This window comes from Paenibacillus aestuarii (genome assembly GCF_027789125.1).
In the GTDB taxonomy this organism is placed as follows: Bacteria; Bacillota; Bacilli; order Paenibacillales; family NBRC-103111; genus Paenibacillus_E; species Paenibacillus_E aestuarii.
In genome coordinates this window covers 38798-52127 of sequence record NZ_JAQFVF010000023.1, presented here as the reverse complement: position 1 = coordinate 52127, position 13330 = coordinate 38798, and the positions used below count along the sequence as shown (strand labels likewise).

At 45.3% G+C, this 13330-nt stretch carries 13 protein-coding genes and 1 pseudogene; 11 read left to right on the top strand and 3 right to left on the bottom strand.

Annotation, left to right across the window (positions count from 1 at the left end):
* The first annotated feature begins 146 nt into the window (after positions 1 to 146).
* The 4 genes from O9139_RS08830 (at position 147) to O9139_RS08820 (ending at position 2966) form a co-directional block, all read left to right on the top strand.
* The gene (locus O9139_RS08830) at positions 147 to 554 is read left to right on the top strand and encodes a GNAT family N-acetyltransferase (RefSeq protein ID WP_270879095.1); all 408 of its coding nucleotides are present in this window, start codon (positions 147 to 149) and stop codon (positions 552 to 554) included.
* 32 nt (positions 555 to 586) lie between these two features.
* Positions 587 to 1765, top strand: coding sequence for an alanyl-tRNA editing protein (locus O9139_RS08825; protein ID WP_270879094.1), 1179 nt, complete (start codon positions 587 to 589; stop codon positions 1763 to 1765).
* A gap of 152 nt (positions 1766 to 1917) precedes the next feature.
* Positions 1918 to 2049, top strand: a complete 132-nt coding sequence (locus O9139_RS33300; protein WP_377527154.1) for an FIMAH domain-containing protein — start codon at positions 1918 to 1920, stop codon at positions 2047 to 2049.
* A gap of 101 nt (positions 2050 to 2150) precedes the next feature.
* A complete protein-coding gene (locus tag O9139_RS08820; RefSeq protein ID WP_270879093.1) occupies positions 2151 to 2966 on the top strand; it encodes an SDR family oxidoreductase in 816 nt (271 codons plus the stop codon).
* 45 nt (positions 2967 to 3011) lie between these two features.
* On the opposite strand, the gene O9139_RS08815 is transcribed toward O9139_RS08820, so the two are convergent.
* Entirely contained in the window at positions 3012 to 3866 is an 855-nt protein-coding gene (locus O9139_RS08815) for a LysR family transcriptional regulator (protein ID WP_270879092.1), read from the bottom strand.
* Between the two features lie 121 nt (positions 3867 to 3987).
* Between O9139_RS08815 and O9139_RS08810 the strand changes: the two genes are divergently transcribed.
* The 4 genes from O9139_RS08810 (at position 3988) to O9139_RS08795 (ending at position 7429) form a co-directional block, all read left to right on the top strand.
* Positions 3988 to 4503, top strand: a complete 516-nt coding sequence (locus O9139_RS08810) for a GNAT family N-acetyltransferase (protein WP_270879091.1) — start codon at positions 3988 to 3990, stop codon at positions 4501 to 4503.
* Between the two features lie 201 nt (positions 4504 to 4704).
* Positions 4705 to 5313: a TetR/AcrR family transcriptional regulator gene (locus tag O9139_RS08805; RefSeq protein ID WP_270879090.1), complete on the top strand. Its 609-nt coding sequence runs from the start codon at positions 4705 to 4707 to the stop codon at positions 5311 to 5313.
* Between the two features lie 17 nt (positions 5314 to 5330).
* The gene (locus O9139_RS08800; RefSeq protein WP_270879089.1) at positions 5331 to 6359 is read left to right on the top strand and encodes a phosphotransferase enzyme family protein; all 1029 of its coding nucleotides are present in this window, start codon (positions 5331 to 5333) and stop codon (positions 6357 to 6359) included.
* A 53-nt stretch (positions 6360 to 6412) separates the two neighbouring features.
* Positions 6413 to 7429, top strand: coding sequence for an SDR family oxidoreductase (locus O9139_RS08795; protein WP_270879088.1), 1017 nt, complete (start codon positions 6413 to 6415; stop codon positions 7427 to 7429).
* Positions 7430 to 7483: 54 nt separating this feature from the next.
* Here O9139_RS08795 and O9139_RS08790 read toward each other — a convergent pair whose 3' ends face one another.
* Entirely contained in the window at positions 7484 to 8710 is a 1227-nt protein-coding gene (locus O9139_RS08790) for a Zn-dependent hydrolase (protein WP_270879087.1), read from the bottom strand.
* A 381-nt stretch (positions 8711 to 9091) separates the two neighbouring features.
* On the opposite strand from O9139_RS08790, the gene O9139_RS08785 reads away from it, so the two are divergent.
* Together O9139_RS08785 and O9139_RS08780 are read left to right on the top strand one after the other, a co-directional pair.
* The gene (locus tag O9139_RS08785; RefSeq protein WP_270879086.1) at positions 9092 to 9544 is read left to right on the top strand and encodes a VOC family protein; all 453 of its coding nucleotides are present in this window, start codon (positions 9092 to 9094) and stop codon (positions 9542 to 9544) included.
* A 307-nt stretch (positions 9545 to 9851) separates the two neighbouring features.
* Positions 9852 to 9956: pseudogene (locus O9139_RS08780) on the top strand (stalk domain-containing protein); the annotation flags it as partial.
* Positions 9957 to 10660: 704 nt separating this feature from the next.
* Here the strand turns inward: O9139_RS08780 and O9139_RS08775 are convergent.
* Positions 10661 to 11713, bottom strand: coding sequence for an S-layer homology domain-containing protein (locus tag O9139_RS08775; RefSeq protein WP_270879085.1), 1053 nt, complete (start codon positions 11711 to 11713; stop codon positions 10661 to 10663).
* Positions 11714 to 12446: 733 nt separating this feature from the next.
* On the opposite strand from O9139_RS08775, the gene O9139_RS08770 reads away from it, so the two are divergent.
* Positions 12447 to 13232, top strand: coding sequence for a DeoR/GlpR family DNA-binding transcription regulator (locus tag O9139_RS08770; RefSeq protein ID WP_270879084.1), 786 nt, complete (start codon positions 12447 to 12449; stop codon positions 13230 to 13232).
* Positions 13233 to 13330 lie beyond the last annotated feature (98 nt).

Genomic DNA, 13330 nt, shown 5'->3' with positions numbered 1-13330 from the left:
TTCGATATGATATATATATTCAATAGAGGCCAAGCTTCTATGGGTAAACTAGCAATCATCAATAAAAAAGGCATTATGGCAACAGCTATTGAGTAGAGACCCATTTTACGGTACGATGCATGAAGAACAACTTTGGAGATGATGATGTGGAGATCAGAAATATTGAGAAAGAACTCGCTTGGCAGCTGCGCCATGAAGTCATGTGGCCGGAGAAGGATGCCGATTATGTCAAACTGCCAGATGATGACAAAGGGCGGCATTATGGGCTTTTTGCGGAAAATCAGCTGATATCGGTCGTTTCTCTCTTTATAGATGGATCCGACGGCCAATTTCGCAAATTTGCGACACGTGTCTCCGAGCAAAATAAAGGTTATGGCAGCATACTGCTGAACCATCTGCTTGTTGAAGCGCAGCAAGCCGGCATCAAGCGCATCTTTTGTAATGCCAGGCGGGAAAAATCGCGTTTCTATGAAAAGTTCGGCCTTGCCGCCACTGAAGAAATGTTCACCAAAGACGGCAAAGAATATATCATCATGGAACGGGTGTTCGCGTAACCTGCAGCCTGTTCATAGAAAGGATTTTGGATATGACGAAAAAGCTATATTATGAGTCTGCCTATACAACAGAGTGGCAAACGAGAATTACAAAGTCGCTGGAGCGGGAAGACGGATACTATGTCATCCTGGAGGAGACGGCGTTTTACCCGACCGGAGGCGGACAACCCTTTGATACAGGAGAGATCAATGGAATTCCAGTGCTGGATGTGATGGCGGAAGAGGACGAAGTGCTGCACAAAGTCGAGCGATTGCCGCAGGAGCAGCAAGTGAGCTGCCGCATCGACTGGACGCGCAGGTTCGATCATATGCAGCAGCATAGCGGACAGCATCTGCTTTCAGCCGTCTGCCGCGATCTGTACGACGCGATGACGGTCAGTTTTCATATGGGCAGCGATCACGCGTCCATTGATGTTGAACGGCCGGAGCTGAGCCACGAACAGTTGACGGCGATCGAGCGCGAGGTAAACCGGCGCATCTACCAGAATTTAAGCGTGGTCAGCTATTTTGTGACGCCGGAGCAAATGGCCCAGCTGACGCTGGTCAAGCCACCGAAGGTGACGGAAGACATTCGGATTGTTGAGATCAAAGGCGTGGAGTATAACGCGTGCGGAGGTACGCATGTCTCGTCAACAGGCGAGATCGGCATTATTAAACTGCTCAAAGCGGAGAAACAGAAGGGCAATACGCGCATTTACTTTTTGTGCGGGTACCGTGCGCTGAACGAATTTAATGACAACCAGCGAATTCTCGGCGCGCTTTCGAATAAGTTTAAAACGGCCAAAGAGGACATCATGGAGCGGATTGAGAAATGGGAGCAGGAGCAGCGTCAATTGCAGCAAGAGATTGATGAGCTAAAAGCGAAGAATGATGCCTATGTCGCACAAGAGCTCTTAGCAAGTCGTGAGGGAACATGGGTGGCACATGTGTTTGCGGACAAGCCATTGAAAGATTTGCAAAACTTGGCCGCCAAACTGGCCACAGACAGCGATCTTCCTGTGCTGCTCGCCACATCCAGCGAGAACAAAGTCGTGCTTGCGAATAGCGGACGTGTAGAGCTCTCCTGCGGGGCGTTCTTTAAAGCGCATTTGAGCGAGTTCCAGGGTAAAGGCGGGGGCAGCGATAAAAGCGCTCAAGCCGGCTTCCCGTCCTGGGAAGATGCGCTGGCGTTTTTTGAATATACGAAGCGTCATTTAGCAGAGAAAGCCTGAGTTATCAGGCTTTTTTTTGTTTTTTCAGCAGACCAGGAGATAATTGTGATAAATGACGTTACTGGCAATGGGACAGAACAAACGTTCCACTCTACGGTTGCAACCGGCAACAACGCACTTTCCACCCTGATTAATCGTTAAGCGCCAACAGTATAAGCCAGGCGCAACATCAATGGAGCAAAGGCGATGCAGACAAAGCGGTCAAACATATAGAGGATTTCCTCAATCACATTAAGTGTCATCATCTGCCTTCATCCTGCCTGATCTTTCAGGCGGGGCGATAGTGTTTGTAGCGAGATTTACATATTTTGCTAAGCGCAGGGGCATACCAACTTGAGGATTTCGCAATCCGTTAATGAAGCGAAGAAGGAATAGGTGATTCTTTATGAACATGCAAACGCTACAAAAGCCCCGGATCCTGCTGCCGGATCTTCAAGATAAAGTTGCCCTAGTCACTGGAGCGGGATCAGGGATCGGCCGGGCAGCCGCAAGGATGTTGGCGCAGCAGGGGATGAAAGTGTGCCTGGTTGATTTAAAAAATGAGCGGACGGAGATGACTTATCAAGAAATTATGGATGCCGGAGGCCAGTCCATAATAGCGGATACGGATGTCTCTGATGCTCAGCGCGTTGCCCAGGCGTTCGAACAGGCGGTAAAAGCCTGGGGGCGATTGGACGTCGTTTTTGCCAATGCAGGCATTAACGGGGTACTCGCACCTATTGAAGATATGAAAGAGGAAGACTGGGATCAAACGCTTGCGGTGAATATGAAAGGCACGTTTCTATGTGTCAAAAACGCCATTCCGCATATGAAAGAACGCGGTGGCAGTATTATTGTGACAAGCTCGATCAATGGCAGCCGTAAATTTTCTAATTTTGGGATGTCTGCTTATAGCACGTCCAAGGCGGGCCAAGTGGCTTTCACGAAGATGGCTGCTTTGGAGCTTGCTCAGTACAAGATACGCGTCAATGCCATCTGCCCAGGAGCGATTCAGACGAATATAGGGGAAAATACCCTGCATACGCCAGAACTTGATAAAATCAAAATCCCGGTCAAGTATCCGCAGGGCAGCCAACCGCTGGAACATGCGCCAGGACAGCCGGAGCAAGTTGCCGATCTGGTAGCGTTCCTGGCTTCAGAGGCTTCCAGTCATATCACGGGGACGCAAGTGTTCATTGATGGCGCGGAATCGCTGTTGTAAGTGGATTACGACTGCTCGTTTTAGGGGCAGTCTTTTTTTATCGCATTACCCGAGACCCAGTATCTGCAAGCCAAGCTTAACGCTAGGGTGATCACGATGTTCCGTTAAATAGAGTGCATAGGCTTGGGTGACTGGGAATGAATGTTCGCATCGGAGTGCAAAGAGTCTCAGCTCGTCCAAATAAGGCTGCGCGATAGAACGCGGCAAAAATCCGAAGCCGGCGCCTTGCAGCAGTAGTGTCAGTTGAATTGACGAGTGGTCTAATTCAAGCGCAGGAATGAAGCCACCACCGACCCAATTCGAGAACCAGTCGGAGAAGGGATGTCCCCAATCCACATGACAATACGCTCGCGAATGGAAGTCCGACTTCGTGACAGGTTGCTCGGTTTGGCTGGCAGAGACGAGGATAATTTCGTCTTCGTAGAGTGCTATTTTTGTGATATTAGGACGCTCCATAGGTTCGTAGCGAATGGCAACATGGACGATTCCATCGAGTAAAAGATCGCGGATCATATAGCTGGAGTCGATATAGCTAAGAAATTTGATCGCTGCGTTGGGGTGATTGTCCCGGAGAGCGAGAATGTTAGGTAAGTAACGGTAATGCCAGACTGATCCTGGACCGCTCATGACGATATAATTTTCTAAGCTTTCGGATACGGTAAGTTTGCTTTCTTCATAGAGCAGCAGCATTCGTTCAGCGTAAGGTTGAAAATGAAGACCTGCTTGTGTGAGGCTGACGTTACGATTATCTCGCATAAATAGCGGCTTGCCCAGCGACTGCTCAAGGGCCTTAATTCTGGCGGTAACTGCAGATTGGGAGATATGTAAATATTCAGCCGCTCGTGTAAAGTTGCGGCAATGACTTACTGCGAGAAATGCTTCGAGCTGTGATAGTTCCATTTTGTTTTGTCCCTCGAATAATTTGATTTGTTCATTATTATAATTAAAATCATTCGTTATACAAATGAAAATTTATGAATTAGGATTGGGTTATGACGAAGCAAAGGAAGTGGGTATTCAGATGTTGGCTAAACCTATAACGTTGAAGCGAATCGATTCGGTTCATGATCATTTAGAAGAATTGGCAGAGCTTTTGGTTCGCGTCGTGGAAGATGGGGCATCGATTGGTTATTTACCGCCGTTAGAACAAGAGGAAGCTCGTATGTATTGGACAAATGTGCTTGCACCGGAAGTGATTTTACTCGTTGCCAGCTACCAGAGCAAGATAGTCGGAACGGTACAGCTGCATTTATGTACAAAACCAAACGGTACACATCGAGCCGAAATCGCCAAGCTTATGACGCACCCGCAATATCGGCAACAAGGGATCGGTCGCGCGTTGATGAGGAAGGCGGAGGAACTTGCTGGGCAAGAACTTCGATCGTTAATCGTGTTGGATACAAGGGAAGGTGACCCGTCGAACTATCTATATGCTACACTTGGGTATCAAGAAGCGGGTCGAATCCCCGATTATGCCAAATCCGCGAACGGTAACTTAGACGCAACTGTGATTTATTATAAGAGGGTGGGGATTTAAAGGTAACGTAACTTTTATTATGTAAACAAAATAAAAGGCAGAGACTCCCCCACCAGGGGGCTTTTCTAATTTAAGATTAAATGAATATTTTTCTAAAATAGCTTTCTATATGTTATGATAGATCTAAAACTGACTGGTCAGTCGACTTTACATTACTGCACTACCGGCTGTATATCAATGTAACGGAAAGGAGACAGCGCTATGTCACCTAAAGTTTCAGAAGCTTATAAGGCGGAGAAAAAAGCCGCCATCCTCGAAGCAGCGCTGCATTGTTTTACGGAAAAAGGCTTTCAAGCCACCACCGTCGATGATATCGTCCGGCATTTAGGGATGAGCAAGGGTGTCATTTACAGTTATTTTTCGAGCAAAGAAGAAATGTATATCCAAATGGCGGACGACAGAATGAATGCCATGGTGAGCAGCTTAAGCGAGCAGTTCAAAAGCATTCCGAACGCATCCGATCAAATCCATCATATGTTTGAGCGCTTTCGCCGGCAATCTTTGAAAGATCTGCGCAAATGGCTTGCCTTTCATCTTGAATTTATGCTTTATGCCGCCCGGCAGCCGGAACTAATTGAGCGCTGGAAACAATATGCGGACAAAGCGCTGGTATTTATTCAAGAGATTATCGAAGCCGGGATACGATCTGGCGAGTTTAGATCCGATCTCGATAAGGAAACCGTTGCTTGCCTGTTCTGGTCGGTCCGAGATGGATTAGCTTTGCAGTACATGCTTACTGGCGAAGAAACGGACTATGAGAGAACGATTCAGGATATGGAGCAAATGGTTTTTCGCTTCATTAAGGCTTGATAGTAGGAGGGATGGAGTTGGAGCAAGCGGTAAACACACTTTTTGGCATGCATATTTTGAATGAAGCTGCAGATCGATTTAGCTTGACGAAGGGGAGCTACAAGAAGCTTGGGGATTTTGAGAATTATGTGTACGAAGTAGAGCGCGAAGGCCAATCTTATGTGATGAGATTCACGCATAGCAGCCATCGCTCGGAACTCGACGTATTGGCGGAGCTGGATTGGATCTCTTATCTGGTGCAGGTTGGCGTTGATATTCCGCAAGTTTATACTTCTCGGCTTGGCAAAATGACGGAAGTCATCCATGCGGGCGATTCTTATTTCACAGCGTCACTCTTTCAAAAAGCTGAAGGTCACATGCCGGATTATGCGAATCCTGCGGAATGGAACGAGCATTTGTTCGCGTCGTGGGGCGAGATCACAGGCCGCATGCATAAAGCCACGCAATCTTACACGCCGTCCATTCATCACAAGAGAATGACCTGGGAGGACGACGAGCTTTTGGTGAATGCGAAATCGTATGTTTTGCCTGGCGATGAATATGTGCTGGAGCGTTTAAATGAAGTTATGACCCATTTGCACAGCTTGCCCCAAGGTCAGGACGTGTACGGACTAATTCATACCGATATTCATTCGCGGAACTTTTTCGTTGATAATGGTCGGATTTCTGTCTTTGATTTTGACGATTGTGCCTACAACTGGTTTATTCATGATATCGCCATCCCGCTATATTATGCGTTATCTTGGGGTGTTCCTGAACGCTATGCAGGCAACCGGGAAGCCTTTGCGGCTGATTTCGTTCAAGCATTCTGGTCCGGATACGAGAAAGTGATGCCGCTTTCAAGGCAATGGCTCCAGGAGCTCTCCACCTTTTTAAAACTGCGTGATATTACGCTTTATCTGGTTATCCATAAAAAAGAAGACCTTCAGCTGGCAACACCTCGCTTGATCCAATGGGTGAATGACATTAAAGAACGAATTAGGCAAAATATCGCGATCGTTGAGATCGATTTTGACTTATGCAGATTTGATAGCAGCGCAGGATAATGTGGCCCCGGACGAGAATAAGTTAGGTGTTAATTCCTTTAGGAGGTGTGCTTATGAAAGCGCTATTTATTGGAGGAACCGGAACGATTAGCTCGGCAATTACCAGACAGTTATCGGAACAAGGATGCGAGCTGTATCTCTTGAATCGTGGCAGCCGATCGGAGAGCCTTCCGGCGAATGTGAACATCATCCAGGCCGACATTAATGACGAAGACAAAGTTGGACAGCTGATTCAAGACATGACATTCGATGTCGTTGCGGATTTCATTGCTTTTCATCCTGCCCACTTGGAAAGAGATTATCGTTTATTTGCGGGGAAAACGAAACAATTCATGTTCATCAGCTCCGCTTCAGCGTACCAAAAGCCGTTGTCGGATTATCGAATTACCGAAGGTACACCGCTGGCGAATCCGTATTGGGAATATTCTCGCAATAAGATCGCTTGTGAGGATTATTTACTGAAACAGTATCGTGATAACGGATTTCCGATAACGATTGTGCGGCCAAGCCACACGTATGATGAGCGCTCCATTCCGCTTGGCGTGCATGGCAGCAATGGCAGTTGGCAGGTTGCGAAGCGAATGCTGGAAAATAAACCTGTCATCATTCATGGCGATGGCACTTCCTTATGGACGATGACCCATAACAGCGATTTTGCCAAAGGTTTTATCGGTTTGATGGGCAATGTTCATGCGATAGGCGAATCCGTCCAGATTACGTCCGACGAATCTCTGACCTGGAATCAAATTTATGAAGCGATTGCGGATGCATTAGGTGTCCAATTACGAGCGGTTCATGTCTCATCACAGTTTTTGGCGGCTTGCAGCAAGCAGGATCATCGTGGGGGATTGATCGGCGATAAAGCGAATACTGTCGTATTTGATAATTCGAAGCTGAAAAGGCTTGTCCCTGGTTTTACCGCTTCTGTCCGGTTCGATCAAGGGATTAAACAGACGATTGCCAACATTTTGGCCAATCCAGCGCTGCAAAAAGAGGATCCCGAGTTCGACGTGTGGTGCGATAAGGTGATTCATGCCTTGGATACAGCGTTAGCTTCTATCATCGAATAAAAAAAATTGTACAAGGAGAAGCAGCGGTATCGTTGCTTACTCCTTGTTTTCATTTTATTCCAGCAGCGAGAGGACCGTTGTCAACAGCACATTGACGCCTTTTTCGCAGTCTTCATAGGGGGTGAATTCTTCTTCACAGTGGCTCTTTCCTTGAACACTTGGAACGAAAATCATGGCGGATGGAAGGAAGCTGGCAACAAATTGCGCGTCATGTCCAGCACCGCTGACCATTCTTAGATTCGAATAATTCAAGCTTTGTGCGGCTTGTTCGATTCGATCGCAAATGGAAGCGTCGAACCATACGGTATCTCGGTCCCATAATTTACAGATTTGCACATCGCAACCACGGATTGAACGATCCAATCCTTGAATCAAGCGTTCCACATCCTGGATGATTTCTCCGTCCTTATGTCTGGCCTCAATTGTAAATATCGCCTTATTAGGAATGACCGTATGGATATTTGGCAAGACATTGAATCTTCCCATCGTATAGACCAGATCTTTGTGACCTAGGGCATCCAGCTTATGGCGAAGATCGATTACAAGATCGTTGGCTGTAAAAAAGGCATCTTTTCTAAAATCCATTGGTGTCGTACCAGCATGATTGGATTCCCCTGTGACCTCAATTTCATAACAGATCATGCCGACCACACAGTCCACAACCCCGATGGACTTGTTTTCTTTTTCCATAATAGGACCTTGTTCGATATGCAGCTCTAAATAGGCGGTCGCTTCCGCAATGCGGTTGTTCGCATCCCCATTGAACCCACTGGTTTTTAGCGCCTCTTCGAAGGTGATACCCGCAGAATCTCGTTTGCTAAGCATCGCTGCCTTATCGAACTTGCCGGATAGTACACCTGAAGCCATCATAGAGGGCTCGAATCGGGCGCCTTCTTCATTCGTAAAATTCACAATCGTGATGGGGATCTTAGGTGTGATTTGATGGTCAATGAGCGTTCTAACGACTTCAAGGCCGGCGATGACGCCAAGCACACCGTCGAATCTGCCGCCTTTTCGCACAGTGTCCAGGTGAGAGCCGATGACGATGGCTGGTTTCTTTTCCAAGCCTTCCAACGTGGCATACATGCAGCCCATATCATCAACTGTAACGACTAAGCCTAATTCCTCGCAGCACGCTTTGAAGTAGTTGCGGACCTGCACATCCATTTCCGTAAGTGATAATCGAGTAACACCGTTATTAGCCGTCCGTCCGAAATCTGCAAACGTTTCAATCGTTTCCTGCAGTCTTTTTCCATTGATTAATAGATTGTGCTGCTGCATCAACATCACCTCGATAAAGAATATGAGGCGGTGCGGCTGTCTATGATGGACTTAATATTAACAGTTTAAATAATACATTCTAGTAAACGCTCGCAGAATAAGAAAGGAACAGCGACTGAACAGTTGGAAATTATTCTATTCGTGGATGTTCTATATAATCGCGTTAATTTTAGCTCGATTCGTAGTAGAAAAGATAAGAGGGACTGAAAGATAACTGATGAACTACGGATACAAAGTCATCAATTGTCCGGCGACACAAACATAATTGCCTATACTGTGACTAATCTTTATGTTAATCGCTTGGAAGGAACTAGCAATTCTTGAATCGAATAAATATGAAGATAATCAGGTAGTAAAATTGTCACGTAAGGAGATAAAATTATGGTAGAAAACAAATTACTAAGAATGGACAATGTTGGCATTGTTGTAGAATCCCTTGATAACGCAATCTCTTTCTTCGAGGAGATTGGTTTGAAGCTCGAAGGGCGAGCTACTGTCGAAGGTGAATGGGCTGGTCGCGTAACCGGGCTGGGTTCACAGTGTGTAGAGATTGCTATGATGGTTACCCCAGATGGTCACAGCCGACTTGAACTTTCGCGATTTCTCACCCCACCTACTATATCAGATCACCGAACTGCTCCTGTAAATGCCCTCGGTTATCTACGCGTCATGTTCACCGTTGAAGACATTGACGAAATGGTTTCCAGACTCACGAAGTATGGTGCTCAGCTCGTTGGCGAAGTGGTTCAGTATGAGGACTCGTATCGGCTCTGCTACATTCGTGGAAATGAAGGACTTCTAATCGGTTTGGCGGAACAACTCGGTAATAAATAAGTAACGTTTAAAAGAAGACTTAACTGAAATATGCATATAGATTTCTAGAGTAAAAATAGAAACAGAAAAGCAGTGTGAGTAGTATCTCGAAGAAATCGGGTGCATCATATAAGAACTTTAACGGTTAGGTATGGATTGGTACAGCTTATATTGGCGAGGAAGAAGTTGAGGGTGTCGAATATTTCTATTTTCGTGTTATGACTACGGATAGATTCCTTTCCATGCTTGTTGAAGAGCAAATAATTGATGGCCGAGCGACATTTATAATGCATACATTTGATCAAATGTGTAAATGGGGAGCTTAATAGGCAGCACGGTTGTGCCTATTCGTTTTGTTAGCGAGGCCTTACAAGCATCTGTGAAATGGGAGGCAGAAACCCAATCTGTCATAATTTACGAAGATAATAAATAGCCTGTTAAAACCATCCCTTACGGGATGGTTTTTTCTTATCCATGTAAGAGAAGGTAGCGATGTCAAATAGACGTCTACCACTCAGATGTATACCAACTGCTCGGCGAACGCCGGCAAGAAATTATCGCTGGTATTTTTAGCTTCTGTAACGTATGCAATAATAAATCTATCGTTGAGGTTTTATGTTGGCTGACTGGAATTTTCGATGTGGCGTAAGTTATTTTCTCCTACAGCTTGGATTCTTCATGTAAGATAACCAATAACTACCTTTGTTATCCAGAATATTATGAATTAATGAGACGAACCATTTCGGAGTCTCAAGTCAATGCGATTATGAATAAATTATGATATAGTTTTTTCCTACGATAATAAATATCGAGACATTGACGTTATTCTAACGGACCGCTATAGTAAAATGCTCCTCTTGTAGATAAACGAAATATTTACGGGAAATAATATTTAAAGATTGGGTCGAGCACTTTTTTTTCAGAACTGTGAATTCTTATGAAAATAAAAAATACTTAAGTTGATCACATAACATCTAGCGGAAGTTAGCAGCTAACGCCCAATTACCCATCGTCAAATTAATGGAGCTGTTTTTTGTCGAACATTATCTCGCCGCCGTCTACGATTACACCTCTAGTCAGTGGATTCGAAAGCGGTAATACCTGAATACGCCTCCAGTAAACAACGCTAATTACAGATTAAAGTACACGGCGAGCAACGATAAATGTTTTATCCCAACTGCTGCCCGAAAATTTAGAAGTCGTTACACCGATACCTTTTCGGTACGTGTGAAGCAACGTGTCATTGCCGATATAGATGGAGACGTGGGATACATGCCCTTCATGCGTTGGGTCGGAGAATACCAGATCGCCCGGCATTAACTGCGACTTGTCCACTACAACGCCGTCATTTGCGGCTTGTGTACTTGAACTTCCGTGCAAATGATAGCCCAACTGTCCAAATACAAATTTTGTCCAACCAGAGCAGTCACCTTGGATATACTGACCATTAACAACTTGTGTGCCAGCGAATACATACGGAGCACCATGATACTGATCGCCCAATGCTATGATCTTATCAATTGCTGATTGATTAACTAATGGAACAACAGGAGATGGAACTGGTGTCGGTACTGGTGTTTGTACTGGTTTAACAGTTAGTTGAGCGTATGCACCAGTTACCAGGTCAGCGCGAGTTGCGTTCACCGAACCGTCAGTAGCTTGCGGCAGCATGTTTAGAGCAACTGCTTTTGTGATAGCGTCCTTGTACCAAGGAGTGCCAGTTACATCAACTTTCTTGCCAAGGCTTTTAACGAGCGCTGTAGCGAATTGACCAAGCGTCAGGTTGTCGCCTGGGTTGAAAGTTGTGTCGGAAGTTCCGTCAACCAGACCCGCTTTTTTAGCAGCCTCGATGTAAGGAATTGACCAACCGTTAGCTATGTCGTCAGCTTTAACGTCTGTGAACGAGGAAGTCGTTAAAGTCGTGTCAACTTTCACACCGTTAATCAGAACAAGAACTTTCGCGAATTGAGCGCGAGTCATGTTCTCCTTGATGCCGAAGGTGTTGTCGGAAGTACCTTCGAATACGCCTTTAGCAAGCAGGGCGTCGATCTTAGCTTTCAAGCCAGCGTCAACACTTGCCAGGTCGGTGAAATCTGCGGAAGTTTTTGTTGTTGTTGTTGTTGCTAACGAACCGAGTGGAGATAACCCGAGTGTCAACGTTGTAGCGGCTACTACTAGCAACTTTTTCATGATACATTCCTCCATAGTATGAATTTTATTCCAAACGTTAGTGGCTTCTTGCAGTAAATAGTAACGCTTAGTATTCAGTGTACCTGTAAATTATGAGAAGGAAATGAATGTGAGAGAAATCCTTAACCTTATGGTAGATTTATGCATAATAGAGTTGAGAATCCAACAAAAAAGGTCGACTAGTAAGATCTGGTGACCGTAGGGAGAAATACTTTTTTCGATCATGCCCAAAGAAAAGCGCCCAATCTTTTATGTCCGCATATTTGTGTCGTTACAACAGGTAGCGTATATTCTATATTCGTATATTGTTTTTATAAATTTATGAAAGACCGTATGCTAGCAAGAATTTCAAAATGTGCGTTTTTAAATACAAGAACACCTCTAATGATAATTAGAGGTGTTCTTCTTTATGATGGTAAAACAATCTGGAGTTCAATATCAATTCTCTTCGTCAGTACGTACGTTTTGTTTTCTCTATCAATACAAGAACTTCGCCACGATTATTTAATTGGTTATAGGGCCTTCAGATTCTTCTTCAAAACGTCACCTCGGGTGACAAGAATATTACTCTTTGAGTGCCGCGTGAATCGTGGATATTTGATTAATGGGAATTTTGTATGCCGATGGCTGATGGGATTTTCTGTTTATGGAAGAAAAGTTGTTATTCTATTTTACGAAAGCCTCATTATTATGTTATGTTATGTGATAATATGTAATTATCAATAAATTTTATATGTTGAGGTGTTCGATTGTGTTGCCGATCCAAAGAAGGCAAGTGCTACAGGATTATTTGGCTCGTCACGGAGGATGTACAATAAAAGAATTGAGCGTTCATTTTGGTGTTTCCGAAATGACAATTAGACGTGATCTGGAGTTTTTGGGTAAACAAGGCAGTATTGCACGTGCTCACGGAGGAGCTATACATGTAGATAAGCTTTATGGAGAACCTGCACTGCCGGACAAGCAGGCTAGAAACCCCGAAGTAAAAGAGAAGCTGGCTGCGTATGCCGTGCAGCGGTTTGTTTCAGACGGCGATGTCCTTATTCTGGAGGGAGGAACAACCGTAACGAGAATGGCCTCCTATTTCACGCAGTCCCAACTGACGCTGATGACGAACGGCATGGATGCCCTTCAGCAGCTGAGGTCATTGGCAGGCCGGCATACGGTACTATGCTGTGGGGGAATGCTGCGAGAGCCGTCAGGTACATTCGTCGGTCCGGAGGCAGAAGCTTATTTCGCTCGGTATCATGCCCGAACGGCCTTTCTCTCTTCACTGAGCTTTACACTGGAGGCTGGCTTTACGGATCCGAATCTAATGGATACCCAAGTTAAAAAAGCGATGATCCAGTCGGCCGAGCGAACGATTATGCTGCTGGATTCCTCCAAAATCGGAAGCCGCTCGTTCGCTACCGTTGCGCGGCTGGACGAAATATCGGCGCTGGTGACGGACAGTGGAGTGCCTGAGCACGTTCGGGAGGCGTGCGAGCTCATGAATTGCGAGCTGCATGTGGTGGAGTAACTTTAGATCTCTTCGTGATGAATTATAGCGAAGAGATTTTTTTATGGTCTAAAATGTTCGCATGTGTTATATTGTGTTATATATTGTGAAAATATGTG